General features: G+C 73.5%; 14 protein-coding genes. 9 read left to right on the forward strand and 5 right to left on the reverse strand.

From position 1 onward, the window contains the following. Positions 1–70: 70 nt before the first annotated feature. Positions 71–1,156, forward strand: a complete 1,086-nt coding sequence (locus tag D1J60_RS08145) for a DUF3533 domain-containing protein (RefSeq protein ID WP_125820656.1) — start codon at positions 71–73, stop codon at positions 1,154–1,156. A gap of 16 nt (positions 1,157–1,172) precedes the next feature. On the opposite strand, the gene D1J60_RS08150 is transcribed toward D1J60_RS08145, so the two are convergent. Together D1J60_RS08150 and D1J60_RS08155 are read right to left on the reverse strand one after the other, a co-directional pair. Continuing rightward, complete coding sequence (locus D1J60_RS08150; RefSeq protein WP_125820657.1) at positions 1,173–2,822, reverse strand: amidohydrolase; 1,650 nt, start codon at positions 2,820–2,822, stop codon at positions 1,173–1,175. Positions 2,823–2,853: 31 nt separating this feature from the next. Then, positions 2,854–4,230: a cytosine permease gene (locus tag D1J60_RS08155; RefSeq protein ID WP_125820658.1), complete on the reverse strand. Its 1,377-nt coding sequence runs from the start codon at positions 4,228–4,230 to the stop codon at positions 2,854–2,856. A gap of 130 nt (positions 4,231–4,360) precedes the next feature. Here D1J60_RS08155 and D1J60_RS08160 point away from each other — a divergent pair, with 130 nt between their 5' ends. The 8 genes from D1J60_RS08160 to D1J60_RS08195 all read left to right on the forward strand — a co-directional run bounded on the left by D1J60_RS08160 (position 4,361) and on the right by D1J60_RS08195 (position 15,973). Then, a complete protein-coding gene (locus D1J60_RS08160; RefSeq protein ID WP_125605603.1) occupies positions 4,361–4,963 on the forward strand; it encodes a TetR/AcrR family transcriptional regulator in 603 nt (200 codons plus the stop codon). A 206-nt stretch (positions 4,964–5,169) separates the two neighbouring features. Further along, positions 5,170–6,060, forward strand: a complete 891-nt coding sequence (locus tag D1J60_RS08165; protein WP_125602411.1) for an alpha/beta hydrolase — start codon at positions 5,170–5,172, stop codon at positions 6,058–6,060. 239 nt (positions 6,061–6,299) lie between these two features. Continuing rightward, positions 6,300–6,464 (forward strand): FxSxx-COOH cyclophane-containing RiPP peptide, encoded by a 165-nt coding sequence (fxsA, locus tag D1J60_RS08170; RefSeq protein WP_221890447.1) that lies wholly within the window; start codon positions 6,300–6,302, stop codon positions 6,462–6,464. A gap of 29 nt (positions 6,465–6,493) precedes the next feature. Beyond that, complete coding sequence (fxsB, locus tag D1J60_RS08175) at positions 6,494–8,749, forward strand: radical SAM/SPASM protein FxsB, inactivated metallohydrolase extension form (RefSeq protein ID WP_125820659.1); 2,256 nt, start codon at positions 6,494–6,496, stop codon at positions 8,747–8,749. Then, on the forward strand, positions 8,746–9,558 hold the full coding sequence (locus D1J60_RS08180) for an AAC(3) family N-acetyltransferase (protein ID WP_125602417.1): 813 nt from the start codon (positions 8,746–8,748) through the stop codon (positions 9,556–9,558). Before fxsB ends, D1J60_RS08180 begins: the two co-directional genes overlap by 4 nt. A 43-nt stretch (positions 9,559–9,601) precedes the next feature. Next, positions 9,602–11,029, forward strand: a complete 1,428-nt coding sequence (locus D1J60_RS08185; RefSeq protein ID WP_164721046.1) for a TIR-like protein FxsC — start codon at positions 9,602–9,604, stop codon at positions 11,027–11,029. Then, positions 11,026–15,003: an FxSxx-COOH system tetratricopeptide repeat protein gene (gene fxsT / locus D1J60_RS08190; RefSeq protein WP_125820660.1), complete on the forward strand. Its 3,978-nt coding sequence runs from the start codon at positions 11,026–11,028 to the stop codon at positions 15,001–15,003. The genes D1J60_RS08185 and fxsT overlap by 4 nt, the downstream gene beginning before the upstream one ends. 73 nt (positions 15,004–15,076) lie before the next feature. Further along, positions 15,077–15,973, forward strand: a complete 897-nt coding sequence (locus D1J60_RS08195; protein WP_125823920.1) for a DUF4231 domain-containing protein — start codon at positions 15,077–15,079, stop codon at positions 15,971–15,973. Between the two features lie 20 nt (positions 15,974–15,993). On the opposite strand, the gene D1J60_RS08200 is transcribed toward D1J60_RS08195, so the two are convergent. From D1J60_RS08200 to D1J60_RS08210, 3 genes are all read right to left on the reverse strand, one after another. After that, positions 15,994–16,473 (reverse strand): hypothetical protein, encoded by a 480-nt coding sequence (locus D1J60_RS08200; RefSeq protein ID WP_125602423.1) that lies wholly within the window; start codon positions 16,471–16,473, stop codon positions 15,994–15,996. A gap of 92 nt (positions 16,474–16,565) precedes the next feature. Continuing rightward, complete coding sequence (locus tag D1J60_RS08205) at positions 16,566–17,450, reverse strand: S1 family peptidase (protein ID WP_125820661.1); 885 nt, start codon at positions 17,448–17,450, stop codon at positions 16,566–16,568. Positions 17,451–17,612: 162 nt separating this feature from the next. Continuing rightward, a complete protein-coding gene (locus tag D1J60_RS08210) occupies positions 17,613–18,422 on the reverse strand; it encodes a DUF1684 domain-containing protein (RefSeq protein WP_125820662.1) in 810 nt (269 codons plus the stop codon). Positions 18,423–18,427: the final 5 nt, after the last annotated feature.

Here is an 18,427-nt window from a genome sequence, read left to right on the forward strand (position 1 = left end):
AACACTTGTTCGATCATCCATTCGGGCCTCCCCTGCTGCGCGGGAACCCCGGCGCGCCGAGCGTGGCACCATGACCCACCCCACCAAGAGCAGCGGCTTCCTCGCCGAGATCAAGGACGCCGTGACCGCCCGGGCAGCCCTGCTGGTCGTGGGGGTGCTGGCCCTCCAGCTGGCGTTCATCACCTCCTACATCGGGGCCTTCCACCACCCGAAGCCCAGCGAGATCCCGATCGCGGTGGCCGCCCCCGCCGAGGCCCTCGCCGCGCAGACGGTGAAGGCCCTCGACGCCCTGCCCGGCGGTCCGCTCGACCCGCGCGCGGTCGAGGACGAGGCGGCGGCGCTCGCGCAGGTCCGGAACCGGGACGTGGACGGCGCCCTGGTCGTCGACCCGGCCGGCACCACCGACCGGCTGCTGGTCGCGAGCGGTGCCGGGGCCTCGCTCTCGCAGGCCCTGGAGCAGGTCGTCGGCGCGGCCGAGAAGGCGCGGGGCCGCACGGTCCGGGTCGTCGACGTGGCCCCCGCCGACCGGGGCGACAGCCGCGGCCTGAGCTCCTTCTACCTGGTGATCGGCTGGTGCGTGGGCGGCTACCTGTGCGCGGCGATCCTGGCGATCAGCGCCGGCGCCCGGCCCGCCAACATGCACCGCGCGGTCATCCGGCTCGGCGCGCTGCTGCTGTACTCGATCGCCGCCGGGCTGCTCGGCACGGTCATCGCCGGCCCGGTGCTGGGCGCGCTGCCCGGTCCGCTCATGGCCCTGTGGGGGCTGGGCACCCTGGTGGTCTTCGCCGTCGGCGCCCTCACCCTGGCCCTCCAGGGGGTCGCCGGCGTGGTCGGCATCGGCCTGGCCATCCTGGTGGTCGTGGTGTTCGGCAACCCGAGCGCCGGCGGTGCCTACCCGTACCCGCTGCTGCCGCCGTTCTGGCGGGCGATCGGTCCGGCCCTGCCGCCGGGCGCCGGTACGTACGCCGCGCGTTCCCTCACGTACTTCAAGGGCAACGGGGCGGGCGGCCCCATGCTGGTGCTGGCCGCCTGGGCGGTGGCCGGCTCCGTGATCACCCTGGTCTGCGCCGTCACGCGCCGCGGCCGCCCCGGGGCGGCGGTGGGCAGCGGCCTCCCCGGCGACGCCCCGTCCGTCCCCCGCTTCACCGGGACGTGATCACCGCCCCGGGCGCTCAGCCCGCCGCCCGGTGGACGATCCCGCCCGCCACCACCACCGTCTCGGCCACCGTGCCGGGGATGGACTCCGGGGCGATCCGCAGGATGTCGCGGGACAGCACCACGAAGTCGGCGGCCTTGCCGACCGTGAGGGAACCCCGCTCCTCCTCCAGGAAGTTGGCGTGGGCGGAGCCCATCGTGTAGCCGTACACCGCCGTCTCCACGTCCACCGTCTCCTGCGGCCGCCAGGGTTCGCCGCCGTCCAGGGGGCGGCGGGTGACGGCGGTGTAGATGCCGATCATCGGGTCCATCTCGGCGACGTTCCAGTCGCTGGAGAAGGCCAGCACCGCCCCCGCCGCGTGCAGGCTCCGCATCGGCCAGGCCTTGTGCCAGCGCTCCTCGCCCACGTTCCGGGCCCAGTCCTGGCCCGGGCCGGCGATCTCGGGCGCGCAGTGCCTGGGCTGCATGCAGGCGACCACGCCCAGCTCCGCGAAGCGGGGCACGTCCTCGGGGTCCAGGCATTCCACGTGGACGACCTGGTGGCGGGCGTCGCGCGGGCCGTTCACCGCCCGGGCGTGCGCGACGGCGTCGAGGACGGTGCGGATGCCCCGGTCGCCGGTGGCGTGCACGAAGCACTGGAAGCCCCGCGCGTCCAGCTTCGCCAGCAGCTCCGCGAACTCCTCCGCCGGGTAGAAGGTCTCGCCGCGGTGGTGCCCGCAGCCGGTGTACGGCTCCAGCAGCGCGGCCGTACGGGGTTCCACCACGTCGTCGATGTACAGCTTGAGCGGGCCGACCCGCAGCCGGTCGTCCGCGAAGCGCCGGGCCGCGTCGGCGAACTCGTCGAGGTCGGCGTCGCCGGTGCCGCGCGGGTGGAACAGCGCCGCCACGATCCGGGAGCGCAGCCGCCCCTCCGCCCGCGCCCGTTCGAAGAGTTCGAGGTCGTCGAGGGAGTTCTGCGGCTCGACCACCGTGGTGATGCCGAAGCCGATGGCGTCGTCGAGGCTCTTGGCGAGCCGCCCGTACTGCCGGTCCGGTGACGCCCACGGCACGCCGAGCTCGCGCAGGGCCCGGTGGCCCGCGCGGGAGAGGCCCTTGACGGCGAAGTCCGTGACGAAGCCGGTGGGCTCGCCGGTCTCCGGGTCGGTGGCGGCCGTGCCGAAGGGCAGGTCGGTGCGGTCGCGGCCGACGCCGAGCCGGCGCAGGGCGGCCGTGTTCAGCCAGGCGGTGTGGACGTCGTACGAGAGCACGATCGCCGGTACGTCCCCGGTGACCGGGTCGAGGTCGGCGGCGCACGGCATCCGCCCGCCGGGGACGGCGGAGTAGTCGAAGCCCTCGGCCTCGATCCACTCGGCGTCCGGGTGCTCGGACCGCCAGGCCCGGATCCGGTCGTGGATGCCCTCCAGGGTGCGCGCCCCGGCGAGCTGGACGCAGGCGTCGTCGGAGCCGAGCCGGACGTGGTTGTGGGCGTCGATGAAGCCGGGCAGGACCAGCTTCCCGGCGGCGTCGATCCGCTCCGTGTCCGGCCCGGCCCAGGCGGCGGCCCCGTGGTCGGGGCCGATCCACACGATGCGGCCGTCACGCACGGCGAGGGCCTCGGCCTCGGGCAGGTCCGGGTCCACGGTGTGGATGCGGGCTCCGGTGAGCAGCAGGTCGGCGGGGTGGTTCACGGGTGGTGCTCCTGTCGCGGGGGTGGAGGGGTCAGGCGGCGGCGGGGACGGCGGCGGGGGTCCGGCGGTACAGGGCCGTGTAGGCGAGGCCGGAGACGACGGCGCCGAGGAGGGTGAGGTCGGCTCCGCCGAGGGGTGCCACGAGCGGTCCGGTCCACAGCTCGGAGTCGCAGGTCAGGGCGGCGAAGGCGATGCCGGCGAGGAGGGCGGCCAGGCCGGCCGGGTGGTAGCCGGAGCGGTACCAGTAGGCGCCGCCGGGGCCGGTGGTGTGCAGGGCGTGGCCGTCGTAGCGGCAGCGGCGCAGCAGCATGTCGGCGAGGAAGACCCCGCCCCAGGGCGCGAAGACGATGATCAGGAGCGAGAGGAAGGAGGTCAGCGCGCTGGTGAAGTCGGTGAGGAAGAGCGCGGCGAGGGAGCCGGCCCCGGTGATGGCGGCGCTGACGACGATGGCCTTGGCGCGGGTCCACGGGATGCCCAGGACCTGGAGGTTCAGGCTGGACGAGTAGAGGGTGATGATCGAGTTGGTGACGGAGCCGCCCAGGACGAGCGCCAGGAACAGCGGCTGGAACCAGACGGGCAGCAGGCTTTCGGTGCCGGCGACGGCGTCGGTCATGTCGGTGCGGGTGGCGGCGGCGACGCCCGCGACGCCGAGGGCGACGGAGGAGAGGAAGCCGCCGAGGGCCCCGTACCAGGTGATCGACTTCAGAGAGGTGGTGCGGGGCAGGTAGCGGGTGTAGTCGGCGGGCATCGGCAGGTAGGAGAAGGGGGCCGCCAGCATGATGACGAAGGCCAGGCTCCAGCCGGAGGCGCCGGGCACGGTGGCCGCGGGGGCGGAGGTGTCGGCGCCCGGGAGCAGGAAGGCGAGCAGGGCGGCGAAGCCGGCGGCGAGGACGTAGGCCATCCAGCGTTCGGCGAACTGGACGGTGGCGTGGCCCCACATGGCCACGACGAAGGTCAGGGCGAGGGTGACGAAGAGGGCGGTGGCGCGGGCGGGGGTGCCGTGGAGCAGGCCCAGGTCCTCCAGGAAGACCTCCAGGGCGAGGGTGCCGACGACGGTGTTGAGGATGGTGTAGCCGATGCCGACGAGCCAGTTGAGGACTCCGGCGGGGAGGTTGCCCCGGACGCCGAAGGCGGCGCGGGAGATGACCAGGGTGGCGGTGCCGGTGCGGATGCCGGACAGTCCGGCGGCGCTGATGGCGAAGAAGGCCAGTCCGCCGGTCACGACCACGGCGGTGGCCTGCCAGAAGGTGAGGCCGAAGGCGACGGCCAGGGCCCCGTTGATCACGTAGGTGAAGGTCAGGTTGGAGCCGAACCAGAGCCAGAAGAGGTCACGCGCGCTGCCGTGCCGTTCGGCGTCCGGGATCGGATCGATGCCGCGCGTCTCGACTCTGAAGATCTCGTCACTCATCGTGCACGCACCTTGATCTTGAATGGCGTTCTAAGTTCTTGAATGGCATTCAAGATGAGGGGTGCGTCCGACCCCCGTCAAGACCCTGTCCGGGATAAGGTCGGTCCACGAAGATCGGGAGGCGGCAGCGGTGGCAGGAGCGGCACGGCGGCGCGACGGGCAGATCGCCCAGGAGCGGATGCTGGAAGAGGCCATGACGGCGATCGCCGAGGACGGGCTCGCGTCGCTCACCATGTCCAAGCTCGCCGACCGCCTCGGCACCAGCGGCGGCCACATCCTGTACTACTACGGCAGCAAGGACCGGCTGCTGCTGGAGGCGCTGCGCTGGAGCGAGGAACAGCTCGCGGCCGAACGCGCGGCCCTGCTGCGCCGCCGGGTCACGGCCGCCCGCAAGCTGGAGCTCTTCCTGGAGCTGTACCTGCCCCGGGGCCCCCGCGACCCGCGCTGGACGCTGTGGATCGAACTGTGGGCCCGTACGCCGTCCAACGAGGACCTGCGCACCGCCCAGGAGGAGATCGACGCGGGCTGGCACGCGGACCTGGGGGCGCTGCTGGCCAAGGGCGTGGAGCAGGGCCGCTTCGCCCCGACCGACACGGCCGCCCGGGCCTCGGAGCTGCTCGCGCTGCTCGACGGGCTGAGCACGCGGGTGGTGCTGGGCCAGCGGGACGCCGACCGGGCGCGGGCCCTGGAGCGGGCGCGCTCGGCGGCCGCCCTGCTGGTCGAGCACCGCTGAACCCCCCGACGGGGTACGGGGGTTCGGCGGTGCCGCGCGCGGGGGCGGGCCGTGGCGGGGGCGCGCGGGAACACCGCAGGACCGGGGCCTCCAGCACGCCCGTGACGGCCTTCACCGGAATTTCCCTCCCAGTGCGCCCTACCGCGCTCCCCCACCGGGGAGCACAATCGGCCTGACTGCCCGAGCCGGACGTGAGGGGGGAGCGCGTGCGCAAAGAGGTGCGCACCGCGGACGGCCGCGTTCTGACGGCCGAGCGGTGGGGCGACCCGGACGGCAGACCCGTCTTCCTCCTCCACGGGATGCCCGGCAGCCGGCTCGGCCCGGCCCCCCGCGGCATGGTCCTCTACCAGCGGCGGACGCAGCTCATCGCCTACGACCGGCCCGGCTACGGCGGCTCCGGACGCCACCCGGGCCGCTCCGTCGCCGACGTGGCCCACGACGTCGCCGCCGTCGCCGACGCCTTCGGGCTGGACACCTTCGCCGTGGCCGGCCGCTCGGGCGGCGCCCCCGGCGCCCTGGCCTGCGCCGCCCTGCTGCCGGAGCGGGTGACCCGGACCGCGGCCCTGGTGCCGCTGGCCCCCCGGGACGCGGAGGACCTGGACTGGTTCGCCGGAATGGCCGCCTCGAACGTACGGGAGTACACCGCCGCCACCGACGACCCGGAGGAGCTCGCGGCCCGGCTCATCCCGCGCGCCGCCGGCATCGCCCGCGACCCCGGCCGGCTCCTGGACGAGCTGCGCCGGGAGCTGACCGCGAGCGACCGCATGATCGTCTCGGACGCGGGACTGCGGTCGATGCTGCTGCGCAACTACCGTGAGGGGGTGCGCGCTTCGGCGTACGGCTGGATCGACGACATCCTCGCCTTCAGCAGCCCCTGGGGCTTCGACCCCGCCGGCATCCGCTGCCCCGTCCTGATCTGGCACGGGGAGCTCGACGTCTTCTCCCCCGTGGGCCACGCCCGCTGGCTGGGCCGCCGCATCCCCGGCGCCACCACCGCCATCGACCCGGACGCCGCGCACTTCGCGGCCCTGCGCGCCCTGCCCGACGTACTCACCTGGCTGCTGCGCGAGCCACTGGGGGAACAGCAGCCCGCCTAGGGCGCCGACCTGCGGCGATGCGGTCCGAGGCGGGCGGACGGAAAACGGGGGGACACGGCTGGGCCAACGGCCGGGCGCGGGTTCTCGATAAATGAGTCACGCTTTCTATAGAACGCTTGACCAGGCGTCATGCCTCGGTTGCCAATGGGGTGTGGACGAGTAAAGTCCACGCTTGACAGCAGCGACGCGCTGGTTGTCTTTCCCGCCCATTTCACATGGCCTTCCCCGAGGACGGTGTCGTGAACACTTCCGCAACCCCCCCGACCAGCACGGTCAAGGACCGCCGCGTTCCGCTCGCGAAGATCGACGTGCGCAGCGCTTCCGCCGCCGCGGTCCTCGAGCGCGTCCTTCCGTCGGAATCCGGTCGTCGCGTTCAGGCACCGGTCTTCAACTCCGCGCTCTGACGATCAGTTATGCGCTCTAGACTGGTGGAATGACCCGCACGATCGCTTTCCGCGAGATCGTCCTGAAGGTTCACAGCAGATGCGATCTCGCTTGTGATCACTGCTATGTCTACGAACACGCAGACCAGAGCTGGCGAGCCCGGCCGAAAGTGATCTCCCCCCAGGTCATTTCCCAGACCGCGTCGCGGCTCGCCGAACATGCCCGTGACCATGCACTCCCCTCCGTCACGGTGATCCTCCACGGAGGGGAACCCCTGCTGGCCGGCCCCGACCGACTGCGCCTCGTGTGCGCGGAGTTCACCCGCGCACTCTCCGGCGCCGCCGAGCTCGACCTGCGGATCCACACCAACGGGCTCCAGCTCAGCCGCCGTTACCTGGACCTCTTCGCCGAGTACGGCGTCCGGGTCGGCGTCTCCCTCGACGGGGACCGCGCGGCCAACGACCGCCACCGCCGCTTCGCCGACGGCCGCACCAGCCACCCGCTGGTCCTGGCCGCCCTGGAACTGCTGCGCTCCGCGCCCTACCGGCACCTCTACCAGGGCCTGTTGTGCACCGTGGACGTGGCCAACGACCCGGTCGCCGTGCTCGACGCGCTCGTCGCGCTGGAGCCGCCGCGGGTGGACTTCCTGCTCCCCCACGCCACCTGGCAGACCCCGCCGGAACGGCCCGACGGCGCGCCCGACGCGTACGCGCGCTGGCTGCTGCGCGTCTTCGACCGCTGGGAGCGGCTGGAACGGCCGGTGCCCGTCAGGCTCTTCGAGTCCCTGGAGTCCACGCTGCGCGGCGGGCCCAGCCTGACGGAGTCCCTGGGGCTGGCCCCGACCGACCTGGTCGTGGTGGAGACGGACGGGACGCTGGAGCAGGTCGACTCCCTCAAGAGCGCCTTCGAGGGCGCCGCCGCCACCGGGTTCGACGTCTTCCGCCACGCCTTCGACGAGGTCGCCGCGCACCCCGGGGTCCGCGCCCGGCAGCTCGGGCTCGCCGGCGTCAGCGGCACGTGCCGCCGCTGCCCTGTCGTACGTTCGTGCGGCGGCGGCCTGTACACGCACCGCTACCGGGAGGACAACGGCTTCGACAACCCCTCCGTGTACTGCTCCGACCTGCGCGAGCTGGTGGACGGCGTCGAGGGGCGCACCGCCGCCCGGCAGACCGCGCCCGAGCTGGCCGACCCGGCCGTACTGGCCCGGTCCCAGGAGGAGCTGACCCGGATCCTGCTGGCCCGGCTGCACGGAGACCTCGCGGGGGACCCCGCCTGGGCGCGGGCCTGGGAGCTGCTGGCCGAGGTGGAGGGGGCCGGGGAGGCGGGCGCGGACGCGCTGGACGCCGTACTGGCGCACCCGTTCACCCGGACCTGGGTGCTGGAGGCCCTGGACGCCGTGCGGGAGGGGCGCCCGGACGGCCCGGCCGCGGCCGGCCGGCTCGCCGCGCTGACGGCCGCCGCCGTGCTGCGGGGCGGGCTGGAGCTGCCGGCCGAGGTGGCCTACCGGGACGGGGAGGTGTACCTGCCGACGCTGGGCCTGCTGCGGCTCGGGGAGCCGGGCACCCGGGGCCGCGCCCTGCTGCACGCCACCGGCGAGGGGTACGCGGTCGTCCGGGCGGGGCGCACCGAGCACCGCTTCGGCCCGGCGGCGGGGGACGCGCGCTGGCTGCCCGTACGGACCTGGTCGCCCGGGCCCGGGGAGCCGGAGGTGGCGCTGGAGGACCTGGACCCGTACCGCAACTGCTTCGCCCGCCCGCCCCGGCTCCGGCTCGGCGCCGGGGAGGCCGAGGAGTGGCGGGGCCGGCTCGGCGCGGCCCGGGCACTGCTGCTGCGCACCGTCCCCGGGTTCGCGCGGGCGGCCGTCGCCGGGCTGGGCACCCTCACCCCCCTCGCCGGCGGCCCGCGGGCCGGGGGCTGGGGCGAGGCCGGGCGGCACGGGCCGGGCGCGCTCGGGGTGCCGTACGCGGCCGGGGTCCGGGAGACCGCGCTGGCCCTGCTGACCGGGCGGCGCCGGGCCCGGCTGCGGGAGCTGACCGAGGTGGCCGACCTCTACGCGCTGGACGGCGCCTGGCAGCACCCCTCGCCCTGGCGGACCCGCCCCGTGCCGGTGTCGCGGCTGCTGGCCGACGTGCACGAGCGGGTCGCGGTGGAGGCGTACCGCCGGGCGACGGGCACCCAGGAGCCGGGCGGCTCGGACCGGATCCACCGGGCGCTGGACCGGCTGGCGGGGGCGGCGGAGCTGACGGTGAGCGGCAAACGGCTGGTGGAGGAGCTGCGCTGGGAAGTGAAGGCGGTCGACGCGTGAGCGCCCCGGTCGGCCGCTACCGGCTCGCCGCCCAGCTGCGGCTGCTCGGCGTGCGCCCCGGGCAGAGCCTGCTGGTGCACGCCGCCCTCGGAGCGACCGGCCTGCGCGCCGGGACGCTGCGCGACGCCCTGCTGGGGGTCCTCGGCCCCCGGGGCACGCTGGTCGTCCCGGCCTTCACCGCGGAGAACTCCCTCACCTCCACCGCCCACCTGGCCCGCGTCGCCGGTCTGGACGAGGCCGGGGCGGCGGCCTTCCGGGCCCGGATGGAGCCCTTCGACCCCGAGCGCACCCCGAGCCAGGGCGTGGGCGTCTTCGCCGAGGTGGTCCGCACCACCCCCGGCGCGGCCCGCAGCGGTCATCCGCAGACCTCCTTCGCCGCGCTCGGCGCGGACGCGCACCGGCTGTGCGCGGGGCACCGCACCGAAAGCCACCTGGGTGAGGATTCCCCGCTGGGAAAGCTGTGCTGGGAGGGAGGAAAGGTGCTCATGATCAATGTGGGATTTTCGGCCTGTACCGCTTTCCATCTCGCGGAGTACCGAATTCCGAAGCCCCCCTTGCGGATGTACGACTGCGTGGTGAAGGTGAACCTTCCGGGCGGGCACGGGGGGCGGGGAGGGCGCTCCGACGCGGGTGAGTGGACGACGTACGAGGACGTCGCGCTGGACGACGGGGATTTCGAGGAGATCGGCCGGGCGTTCCCGGATTCCCTGGTGCGCGGGGGGCGGGTGGGAGGGACTTCCGCGGTGTTGTTCTCGATTCCGGACGCCGTTGACCACGCCCAGGCCTGGATGACCGAAAACAGACGCTGATTGACTGAACCATGAGGGGATGTGGCGAAGCAGCTCCGGAATGATGTTTCTTCGCTCGCAGCTTCGGGACGGGGGTCGTGTGCCCGCATCAGTACAGCCGTACTTCTTCCTCAGTTATGCGCATACACCGAGGTTCGGGCCGGGAGGACCCGATCCCGACATGTGGGTGGAGCGTCTCTTCCGTGACCTGTGCAGCCACATCATGGCGCTCACGGACCTGCCCGCCGGGTCCGAGGCCGGCTTCATGGACCGGGAGATACGCAGCGGCGAGGGCTGGTCGGAACGGCTCGGGGCGGCGCTCGCCACCTGCCGGGTCTTCGTCCCCCTGTTCTCGCCGCGCTACTTCGCCAGCGAGATGTGCGGGAAGGAGTGGTTCGCCTTCGCGCAGCGCACCATCCAGCACGGTGCGGTCAGCAACCAGCCGGCCGCCGAGGCCATCGTCCCCGCCCTGTGGGTACCGGTACCGCCCTCCCAACTGCCCGGCCCGGCCGAGCGGTTGCAGTTCAACCACAACACCTTCGGCGAGCGCTACGTCACCGACGGGCTGTACGGCCTGATCAAGCTGCGCGGGTACGCCGAGCAGTACGAGCAGGCCGTCTACGAACTGGCCCGGCGGATCGTCCGGGTGGCCGAGACCGTGCGCCTGCACCCGGTGCGCCCGCTGGACTACCGGGTGGTGCCCAGCGCGTTCGGGCACAGCGGCGGCCAGGGCCCCGTTCCCGGCGGCAGTCCCTCTCGCACCCTCCACGTGACCGTGGCCGCCGCTTCCCGGCACGACCTGCCGGACGGCCGCAGCCCCGAGTACTACGGGGAGAGCGCACTCGACTGGAACCCGTACCACCCGACCTCGCAGCGGCCCGTCGCATACGTCGCCGAGGACCTGGTCCGGAACCTCAACTACCAGACCACCATGTCCTCCTTCGACGACGAGGCCGGCCACTTCGACAGCAAACAGCCGCCCACCCGCCCCGAGATCCTGATCGTCGACCGCTGGGCGGTGGAGGACGAACAGCGCCGCCAGCGGCTGGCCGCCTTCGACCAGGAGCACCGCCCGTGGATCAACGTGGTCGTGCCGTGGAACCGGTACGACCACCAGAGCCGGGCCAAGGAGGCCGAGCTCGCCCGCCGGCTGGAGGAGACCCTGCCCGTCAAGATGAGCCAGGGCCGGGCCGCCTGCCGGGCCGCGGCCAACGGCGTGGCCAGCATGGAGACGCTCGGGCAGATCCTGCCGCAGGTGGTGGAGGCGGCCGCCCAGCAGTACCTCAGACACGCGCAGGTCTACCTGCCGGCCGGGAACACCTCCACCGAACGACCGCGGCTGCTGGGCCCGATGGGGATGGGCGGGCCGCCTCCGTTACCACCGCCGGCCCCCTTCCCGCCCGCACGGCGGCACGACGGCGCGAGCGGCCCGGACGGCGAGACCGACGAGCACGGCGAAGACACCGACACAGACCCGGGGGGACGCGGATGACAGCCAGTCGTGACAGCCGAGACGGACGCATCGTCACCTTCTACTCGTACAAGGGCGGCACCGGCCGCACGATGGCCCTCGCCAACACCGCCTGGATCCTCGCCGCCAACGGCAAACGGGTCCTCGCCGTGGACTGGGACCTGGAGGCCCCGGGCCTGCACCGCTTCTTCCACCCCTTCCTGGACCCCTCCACCCTGGGGGCCACCACCGGCGTCATCGACCTGATCAGCGAGTACGCCTGGGCCGCCACCAGCCCCGTGCAGCGCGCCGCCGACTGGCACAAGGAGTACGCGCGGATCCAGCCGCACGCCGTCTCCCTCACCCCGGAGACCCACGGCTGGGAGTTCCCGGACGGCGGCACCCTCGACTTCGTCTCGGCGGGCCGGCAGAACCGCGAGTACTCGGCGACCGTGTCCACCTTCGACTGGGACAACTTCTACGACCGGCTCGGGGGCGGCCTCTTCTTCGACGCCCTGCGCGCCGACATGAAGGCCAACTACGACTACGTCCTGATCGACAGCCGCACCGGCCTGTCCGACATCGCCGACATCTGCACCGTCCACCTCCCCGACGTCCTGGTGGACTGCTTCACCCTGTCCGACCAGTCCATCGACGGCGCCGCCTCGGTGGCCCGGCAGATCGACGAGCGGTTCAACGACCGCGGCATCAAGATCTACCCGGTGCCCATGCGCATCGACGAGGGCGAGAAGGAGAAGGCGGACGCCGGCCGCGCCCTGGCCCGCCTGAAGTTCGACCGCTTCCCCAACGGCCTCGTCGGGGACGAGCTGACCTCCTACTGGGGCGCGGTGGAGATCCCGTACCGCCCCTACTACGCCTACGAGGAGACGCTGGCCACCTTCGGCGACGAGGCCGGGCTGACCAACTCCCTGCTCTCCGCCTTCGAACGGCTCACCACGGTGGTCACCGGCGGCGAGATCACCTCGATGCCGGTGATCGGCGAGGAGGTGCGGCTGCGGATCCGCGACGCCTTCACCCGCCGCCGCCCGGCGCTGCCCGCCGACCTGTTCCTCTCCTACGTCGCCGAGAACCGGATGTGGGCCGACTGGATCGAGTCGGTGCTCACGCGGGCCGGGTTCCGGGTGGTCCCCAAGGACGTGTCCGCCGAGCGCGCGCCCGACGCCGCCGCCGGCGACACCCTGGGCGGGACGGGGCTCAGCGTGGACACCGCCGCCCGGACCGTGGTGCTGCTCTCCAGCGCCTACCTCAAGTCGGCCCGGGCGGTGGACGTGTGGAACCGGGCCGCCGCCGAGGACCCGACCGGAGGCCGGCGCCACCTGATACCGCTGCGGGTGGGCGACGTACGCCTGGCCACGCCCTACATCGACCGGAACCCGGTGGACCTGTTCCGGCTCGACGAGGTGCACGCGACCGCCGCCCTGCTGCGCGCGGTGGAGCGGCCCATGGCGCTGCCGGACACCGTGTCCAGCGCCTCGCACCCCGGCCCCCGCTTCCCGGGCACGGTCCCGAAGATCTGGAACGCGCCGCCCCGCAACCCCGGCTTCACCGGCCGCTCCATCGTGCTGGAGCGGATGCGCGACCAGCTCGGCGGCGGCATGGCCGTGGTGCTGCCGCAGCCGCAGACCCTGTACGGGCTCGGCGGCGTGGGCAAGACCCAGGTGGCGCAGGAGTACGTGCACCGTTTCATGGCCGACTACGACCTGGTGTGGTGGATCTCCTCGGAGCAGCCCGACGACGTGCGCGCCTCCCTCGCGGAGCTGGCCGTACGGCTGGGCGCGCAGGCCGGCGAGGACATCGAGGCCGCCTCCAAGGAGGCGATCGACCTGCTGCGGCGCGGGGTGCCGACCTCGCGCTGGCTGCTGGTGTTCGACAACGCCGACGATCCCGAGACGCTGAAGCGGTTCTTCCCGCCGGGCGGCCCGGGGCACGTGCTGGTGACCTCGCGCAACCAGTCGTGGTCCCAGTACGGGGACGCGCTGCCGGTGGACGTGTTCCTGCGCGAGGAGTCCATCGAGCACCTCCAGCGCCGGGCCCCGGGCCTGAGCAAGGAGGACGCCGAGCAGGTGGCCGTGGCCGTGGGCGACCTGCCGCTGGCCGTCGAGCAGGCGGGCGCCTGGATCTCGGAGACCGCGACGCCGGTGTCGGTGTACCTGGAGCAGCTCGCCGAGCAGACGGCGCGGGTGCTGAGCCTGAACCAGCCGGAGGGCTACCCGCAGCCGGTGGCGGCGACGTGGAACGTGTCGATCGAGCGGCTCCAGTCCCGCTCCCCGGCCGCGGTGCGGCTGCTCCAGCTGTGCGCGTTCTTCGCGCCGGAGCCGATCTCCGCGAACCTGCTCTACAGCAAGGAGATGATCGACGCGCTCAAGCCGTACGACCCATCGCTCCAGGAGAAGCTGGTGCTGGGCCGGGTGATCCGGGAGATCGGCCGGTTCGCGATGGCCAAGGTCGACCAGGTCGGCAACAGCATCCAGGTGCACCGGCTGGTGCAGGCGGTGATCCGGGCGCAGCTGTCGCAGGAGGAGCAGCTCGAGGCGCGGCACGCCGTGCACCGGATCCTGGCGGGGGCCCGCCCCGACGACGACGAGCCGATAGACAACCCGGAGACCTGGCCGAGGTTCAACACGATCTGGCCGCACCTGAACCCGTCCGAGGCACGGTTCTGCTCGGAGCCGGAGACCCGCCGGCTGCTGATCGACCGGGTGCGGTACCTGTGGAAGCGCGGTGACTTCAAGGCGGCGTACGCGCTGGGCGAGGAGCTGCGCGAGGCCTGGCGGGAGATGCTGGGCAGCGACGACCTCCAGTACCTGTACCTGCGGTTCCACCTGTCGAACATCCTGCGCTCCCGGGGCCGGTTCGTTGAGGCGAAGGAGCTGGACGAGGTGACGCTGGAGCGGCAGCGGGCCGCGCTGGGCCCCTCCCACCCGCACACGTACATGACCACCAGCGGTCTGGCGATGGACCTGGGCGCGCTGGGGCAGTACGGGAAGGCGATGGAGCTGGCGACGGCCGCGCACGAGGGCTTCGGGCAGATCTTCCACGAGGCGCACCCGCGCACCCTGGCGGCGGCGAACAACCTGGCGCTGAACCTGCGCATGGTCGGGCAGTACGCGCGGGCCCGGGAGATCGACCAGGAGGTCTTCGACCGGCGCACGGAGGTGCTGGGCCCGGACCACCCGTACACGCTGTCCTCGGCGCAGAACCTGGCCCGGGACCTGCGCGAGGTGGGCCGGTACGAGGACTCGGTGCAGCTGCTGAGCCGGACGTACGAGATCTACAAGCGGACGCTGGGCCGGGCCTTCCCGGGCACGCTGTCGGCGGCGAAGAACCTGGCGGTGTCGCTGCGGCGGGCCGGGGAGCTGGAGAACGCGCTGCGGCTGACGACGGCGACCCGCAACCGGTACCGGGCCAAGTACACCTCGGTCAATCCGGACCTGCTGGCCTGTGAGCTGAACCTGGCCTCGGACCTGTTCGCGACGGGTGATCCGGGCGCGGCCCGGGACCTGGCGCAGGAGGTGGTGGACGAGTACATGAAGGTGCCGGGCGAGAAGCACCCGTACACCCTGGCGGCCGTGAACAACCTGGCGGTATTCCACTGGGGCACGGGCGCCGCGGAGACGGCGGAGCCGCTGCTGCGGCAGACGATCCGCAGCATGCGGGAGGTGCTGGGCGACGACCACCCGCACACGATCTTCGCGCACCTGAACCTGGCGAACGCGCGGGCGGACCTGGGCGACCCGGACGGGGCCCTGGAGCTGGAGCGGATCGCGGTGGTGCGGCTGCGCGAGGCGCTGGGGGCGCACCATCCGGAGACCCTGGCGAGCGCGTCGAACATGGCGGTCAGCCTGGACATGGTGGGCCGCAAGGAGGAGGCGGCCCGGGTGCGGGCGGAGGCGGTGTCCGAGCTGACGCGGCTGCTCGGGGAGGACCACGGTCTGACCCGGTACGCCCGTGACGAGCGGCGGGTCCACCGGGACCTGGAGCCGCTCGCGGTGTGATCCGACGGCGGGCGGCGGGGCCTCGCGGCTCCGCCGCCCGGGAGCGAGCGCAGGGGGCGCCGTGACCGACAGCATGACCTTTCGCAACGAGGACCTGCCGGTCCTCTTCCACCACACCGATCAGGCGGCGGTCTCCCGGCAGCGGGAGTCGACGCACGCCACGCGCGCGCAGCTGCTGCTGCTGGTCGCGGCCGCGGGGGCCGCGGCCCTGCCGGCCGGGCCGGCGGTGGGCGGGCTGCACGTGTTCGCGGCGGTGAGCGCGCTCGCGTACGCGGGGGTGCTGGCCGTGGGCGTACGGGCGGGCAGTCGGCGGGCCCGTCCGCAGTGGCAGCTCAACCGCAGCGCGGCCGAGTTCATCAAGTCCCTGGCGTGGCGGTACGCCGTGCACGGGGCGCCGTTCGGGTCCGAGGCCGCCGGGCCGGAGGAGGTGTACCGGGCGCGGCTGGAGAAGGGGCTGGACGAGCTGCGCAAGATGGGCTGGGAGGATCCGCGGGCGGCGGGGCTGGTGCCGCAGGGTGCCGAGATCACCGGTGCGATGCGGCGGCTGCGCGGGCTGGACTACCAGGTGCGCAGGGAGACCTACGTCCGGGACCGGCTGATCGAGCAGCGCAACTGGTACCGGCGCAGGACGGAGGGGTCGCGGCGGGCGACGGCGCTGTGGTCGTGGACGATCGTGCTGCTGACGTGTCTGGCGCTGCTGCTGGCGGTGCTGGGCGCCTTCGGCTCGGGGCCCGGGGCGGGGCCGGCGGGGTTGCTGAGCGCGGCCGCGGCGGCGGGGATCGCCTGGAACGAGGTGCGCCGCCACCATCCGCTGATCGAGGCGCACACGCTGATCGAGCAGGACCTGGCGGCGATGATGGTGGTGATGCAGACGACCATCACGGAGTCGCAGTGGCCGTCCGCCGTGTACGAGACGGAGCGGTACGTGTCGCCGCAGCACACGGACTGGCTTGCGCGGCACAGCAGTTGACCCCGGCGGCGGGGCGTGGCTCAGTCGCGGGCCACGCCCTCGCGCCAGATGACGGTGACGGGTTTGCCGAGGGCGCGGGCGTAGGCGACGATCTCGGCGGTGCCGCCGTGCCCGCGCGCGGGGAGGCCGTCCCAGACGGCGACGAGCCGGTCGCAGCAGTCGGCGATGTAGGTGCCGGCGGCGTAGTAGGCCTCGTCGGTGGAGCGGGCGAAGTCCAGCCGGACCTCCTGGGCGGCGCGGCGCCTGAGCCGGCGGTAGCCGGCGAGGGCGTCGGGGTCCTCGAAGGTGTCCTCGTAGTCCTCGCTGGGGATGACGACGGTGAGGTCGGCGCCGTGTTCCAGGGCGATGTCCGCGAAGAGCTGGTCGGCTCCGTCGGCGAGGCTGGAGAAGGCCTCCAGCGGGCCCGGGTGGCCCGCGAGCACGGCCCGCAGGCATTCCTGCACGTGGCCGAGCACCTCATCGGGAATCGACCGGTGGCCGGTCACTCCGATGCGCTTCATACGAGCTCCTCCCCCGCGGGTGCCCAGGACATCCTGGACATCCTCCCAGAAGGAGGGAGGACGTCCAGGGGGCCTGCGGCGGGAGGCGGAGGTCAGTAGACGCTGACGCCGTAGGCGTTCAGGGCCTCCACGACGGGCTGGAAGAAGGTGGTCCCGCCGGAGGAGCAGTTGCCGCTGCCGCCGGAGGTGAGGCCGACGGCGCGGCTGCCGGAGTAGAGGGGGCCGCCGCTGTCGCCGGGTTCGGCGCAGACGTTGGTCCTGATCATCCCGTAGACGACGTCGCCGCCGCCGTAGTTCACGGTGGCGTTGAGGCCGGTGACGGAGCCGCTGTGGATGCCGGTGGTGGAGCCGCGCCGGGTGACGGACATGCCGGTGGTGGCGTTGACGGCGCTGGTGATGTCCTGGCTGCCGACGGTGCCGGGCGGGACCGGGCTGTTGCTGGCGTACTTGATGAGCCCGTAGTCGTTGGTGGGGAAGCTGGATCCGGCGGTGCTGCCGACGACGGTGGTGTGGGAGGAGTTGCTCCACCAGGTGCCGGCGCCCTCGGTGCAGTGGCCGGCGGTGAGGATGTAGTAGTTGCTGCCGCTGCGGACGTTGAAGCCGAGCGAACAGCGCCAGCTGCTGGCGTAGATGGCGTCGCCGCCGGAGAGCAGCTTGGTCAGCTTGCCGGGGGTGCGTTCGACGCGGAGCGCGGCCGCGTCGGGGCCGGCCTCGCGGCGGATTCTGGCGATGTCGGCGGCGGTGACGGTGGAGTCGGCTGTGACGACGAGGGTGCCGGTGGCGGGGTCGGTGTGCCATGCGGTGCCGGCGACGTCGGCGCGCAGGACGGAGGCTCCGGCGGCGGCGAGGCGGGCTGCGCTGAAGCCGTTGCCGTTGTCGTCCGCGGTGGCGGCGGTGGGGGCTGCGAGGGCCGCCGTCGCGGCCAGGCCTGCGGCCAGCGCGAGCAGGCGGAGGCGGGTACTGCTGTTGGTCCTCACTTCACGTCCTCCCGGGTGGGGGTCGGGGGCCCGGCTGGGGTGGGGGTGCCGGAGCCCGTGAGCGGCGGTGGGGGGACACTGCGGGGGCGCGGCCGGGAAGCCGCACTCTCGTCGTGACCCTGACAAGTCCGCCGGGTGACGCTGAACGGGAGTGTCCTGGCGTCAGTTACCGGCGGCAAGGGCGCCTTTCAGCCGTCGCTCGCCGGCGGCGACCGCGAAGGGCAGGGTGTTCCCGGGCGGCGGGAACGGGCAGATGAAGTGGTCGGCGAAGGCGCAGGGCGGGAGTTGGGCCCGGTTGAAGTCGACCGTGAGGGACCCGTCCGGGGCGGGAGTGCCGGGGTGCAGGAAGCGGAAGCGGTAGCTCGAGCCGCCGCTGGTGGCGTCCGCGAAGACGGCCCAGAGGCTGCCGTCGGCTTCGTCCACGGCCACCTGGAGGGCGTGCACGACGCCCGCGCGGACGAAGGTCAGCTCGCCGCCGAGGCCGAGGCCCCGGGCGTGCCCGTCGGCGTTCTCCACCTCGACGGTCCTGCGCTCGGGGTACGGGCGGAAGTGCCCCGGCAGCGCGAGGGCGGGGTCGTACGGGGTGGCCTCGACGCCGGCGAAGGCGCGCCGGGCCGGGGCGGCGGGGTCGTAGACGCGGACCGCCCACTGCCCCTCACGCCGGATCACCACGAGCCGTACCTCCCCGGCCGCGAGCCGGGAGTGCGCGGGCCGGCCCTCGTCCGCGGCGAGGGCGGCCTCCCCTATGAGGGGCCGCCCGTCGAGCTCGACGCCCTCCTCGGCGCGGGCCGTCAGCAGGACCCCGCCGTCGTGGGCGCGCCAGTGCCCCGGAACGGCCGGAAGTCGACCTTCCGGGTAGTCGGCGAGCCAGTGCGTGCCCGTCAGGGCGAGGGGTCCGTACGGGGCGGAGACGGTGGCCGTCCGGTGCTCGTGCCACTCCCGCCAGGCCTTGGTTTCCGCGTCGTCGCTCATGCCGC

Origin of the sequence: Streptomyces sp. W1SF4 (assembly GCF_003950035.1) — a bacterium.
In the GTDB taxonomy this organism is placed as follows: Bacteria; Actinomycetota; Actinomycetes; order Streptomycetales; family Streptomycetaceae; genus Streptomyces; species Streptomyces racemochromogenes.